Source organism: Oryzihumus sp. (assembly GCF_036391795.1).
Taxonomy (GTDB): Bacteria; Actinomycetota; Actinomycetes; order Actinomycetales; family Dermatophilaceae; genus Oryzihumus.
The window spans coordinates 1-2,897 of the sequence record NZ_DASVZH010000280.1; the positions used below are offsets into that span (position 1 = coordinate 1).

Consider the following 2,897-nt stretch of genomic DNA (forward strand, 5'->3'; position numbering starts at 1 on the left):
GTGGTTTCCGTCGACCTCGGGGCAGCTCGGCCCGGGCTCAGCCGGCGGTGAGCAGCACGCTGCAGCCACCGTCGGGGCCCGTGCCGATGACGAGCTCCTCGCACATCTGCCGGGCGGCCCACAGTCCCACTGACCCGCCCCGGTCGGGGTACTCGAAGCCGGACATCCGGTCGGGCAGGCCCGGACCCCGGTCCGTCACCAGCGCGGTCAGCCGCCCCGGGGTGACCCACAGCTCGAGCAGCACCGGCGGGGCCCCGTGCCGGAAGGCGTTGGCGAGCACCTCGTGCGTCGCGCTGACGAAGTCGCCCCGCGCGTCGGACGGCAGCCCGGACGCCTTGGCCTCGCGCGCGACGAGGCTCCGGGCCAGGTGCAGCTCCCGCGGGTCACGCAGCACGAGGTCCGCGCTCGGCGGGGTGCCCGGCACCCGGGGGGTGATCGCCAGCGGGTTCGCCAGGAAGTCTCCCGGGGTCTCGTAGGCGGGGTTCTCGCGGCGCAGCGGGCCGACACCCTGGTGCGGGTGCGCCGCCCGAGCGGCGTCGACGACGTGCCCGGGAAGGGTCCGCGCGTCATACGTGCACAGCGCGTGGAAGGCGAAGCGTCCGAGAGCCACGTTGACCAGCGACTCGTAGCGCGACCACGCGGCCTGGGCGTCGCGGTCCTCGGCCAGCGGCACCGTGCCGGTGACCCAGACCTGCGACTGCTGAGGCGCCAGGGCGAGCTGGCGCTGATAGGCGAAGAGCGTGCTGGTGGGGGAGCGGTAGAGCTCCTCGTCGTAGCCGAAGGTCAGCCGGGGGTGTGGCTCGAGCGCGTCCCGCAGCAACGCCACGCGCTCGTGGCTGCTGTGCACGAGCACCTGGCCACCGGAGTCGAGGCCCTCGGCGACGAAGTCCTGCGTGGCCCGCACCAGCTCCTCGTCGGTGTCGTGGACCAGCAGGTCGTGGCTGTAGCTGTCCCGGTCTATGCCGAGGGGCTGGGTCATCGGGGCTCCAGGATGGTTCCGGGTGCACGGTCGAGGCCGAGCAGCAGCAGCAGCCGCTCGACGGCGGGGGCGGGGCGGAGCAGCCGGAGCCGGCCGCCGGCCCCCCGGTGCTCCGTGGTGCCGGTCAGGAGGGCTCGGGCGCCGCAGACGTCCACGAACCCGACGTCGGTGAGGTCGACCACGAGGTCACGGGTGGACTCGGTGGTGGTGGCGGCGCGGAGGGCGGACCGGAGCACCTGGTGGTTGGAGACGTCGATCTCCCCGGCAAGGGACAGGCCCTCGGGGGTGGCCCGGCAGCGCAGCTGGGCCTCGACGATGCCGTCGGCGTGCATGCCGCACAGCGCGTGAAGCATCATCGGCGCCAGGTCCGCCTCGTACTGGCACAGCGCCGAGACCGGTCGGGTGTGGCAGAGCCGGTTCATGGCCCGTTCCAGGTCGGCGTGCTCGCGCCCGTCGACCAGGCTGTCCGCAGCGTCGGCACGGGCGGTGACCCGCACGCCCGGGAACCCGTCGCGCAGCGCGCCCTCGACCAGGTCGACCTGGCCCTGCAGCGAGTAGAGGTCGCGGTCGGCGGTCAGCACCTGGAGCTGGCCGCAGGCGAGGAAGGTCGCAGGGTCGGTGCCGTGGCGCCGCAGCACCGTCGTCGCCGAGTCCAGGTGCGCCACGCCCTCCGGCTCGATGAGCACGACCCTCTCACCGCGGTCCAGGCCATGCCGTGCCCACGCGGCCAGGGCCGCTGCCCGGTCGTGCTCGGTGCGGTGCAGGAGAAGGAGGTGCCCGTCCCAGCCGGGGGACGTCCACCGGGGCGGTTCCACTCCAGCAGGCTACGCCGACGTCGAACGCAGGGCGAGACTCCTCAGGGGGTGGGCCGGAAGGCTGCTGCCTGCGACCATGTCGGGGTGGCGCAGACCTTGGCCCGGGCGGCGAACCCGGAGCTGGAGCCCCGGACACCGACGCCGGTGCGACGTCTGGACCTCCTCGTCGCTGTCGGGACCACGGTCGTGGCGGGTCTGGTCTACTGCGCCGCACTGTTCCTGCACGTGCTTCCGCCCCAAGGCCTGGGCGTGGCGTTCCTCGCCGCGGCGCCCCTGTGCGCTGCCTTCGCCACGGTGATCGTGGCGCGGCGTGCCCGCGCGGAGGCCGACCCGGCGCCGGCGTGGGTGGCCGCCGGGCTCGCGGTGGGCCTGCTGGCGATGGTCCTGCAGCTGGTGTCGCACCCGCTCGCCATGCCCGGCGGAGGTCCCCTGGCCACTGACGACCAGGGCAACTCGGCGCTGTACCTGCTGTTCCACCTGGCATTCGCCGTCGGCGCACTCCTCGGCGCGCGCCGGGTGTCCTCTGCCTGGCTGCTCCCGGCGGTGGGTGTCGGTGTCGTCACGACGTTGGCGTTCGCGTTCGACCTGGTGCCCCTGCCCGAGCTGCTGCTGCCGTCGGGGCAGTACACGCCACTGCTGCGCTGGGTGGAGGTGTGCTGCGCTCTTGCCGTTGCTGCCTGCGCCGTCGTCTGGTTCCGGCGAGTGGGCCGGGAGCCGCAGGCACTGCTCGGCTGGGTGGGTGTGGCGCTGTCCCTGTCGGTGTATGAGCTGCTGCTCAACGCGGCCGGTGGGGCGCGCTTCACACCGGTGTGGTGGGCCAGCCTGTCGCTGCGCTTCGGCACGTACGCCGTCCTCGCCGGCGGCGCGCTCTGGAGCGTGCTCGGACAGCTGCGGGACGTCGAGGCGTACAGCGATGCCGAGCTCGTTCGCCGGGAGGGACAGCTGCGCCGATCGCTGCGCCTGACCCACCAGCTCCTCTCCTGCGCCCAGGACCTAGCCCGGGCGGTCACTCCGGCCGAGGTGGGCCGGGTGCTGGCCGAGGACGCCGTCAGCGCCTCCGGCGCCGCGAACGCGGCAGTCCTGGTCGCGAGCCGGGCGGACGG

3 protein-coding genes are annotated in these 2,897 nt (G+C 74.1%); 1 reads left to right on the forward strand and 2 read right to left on the reverse strand.

The annotated features are described in order from the left end of the window. Positions 1–37 precede the first annotated feature (37 nt). Entirely contained in the window at positions 38–979 is a 942-nt protein-coding gene (locus VF825_RS17270) for a sensor histidine kinase (RefSeq protein ID WP_331115650.1), read from the reverse strand. Continuing rightward, positions 976–1,794 carry an MEDS domain-containing protein gene (locus tag VF825_RS17275; RefSeq protein WP_331115652.1) on the reverse strand — a complete coding sequence of 273 codons (819 nt, stop codon included), beginning with the start codon at positions 1,792–1,794 and terminating at the stop codon, positions 976–978. The genes VF825_RS17270 and VF825_RS17275 overlap by 4 nt, the downstream gene beginning before the upstream one ends. Positions 1,795–1,878: 84 nt before the next feature. Between VF825_RS17275 and VF825_RS17280 the strand changes: the two genes are divergently transcribed. Next, positions 1,879–2,897 (forward strand): hypothetical protein (locus VF825_RS17280; protein WP_331115654.1); only part of this gene is annotated, 1,019 nt, incomplete at its 3' end.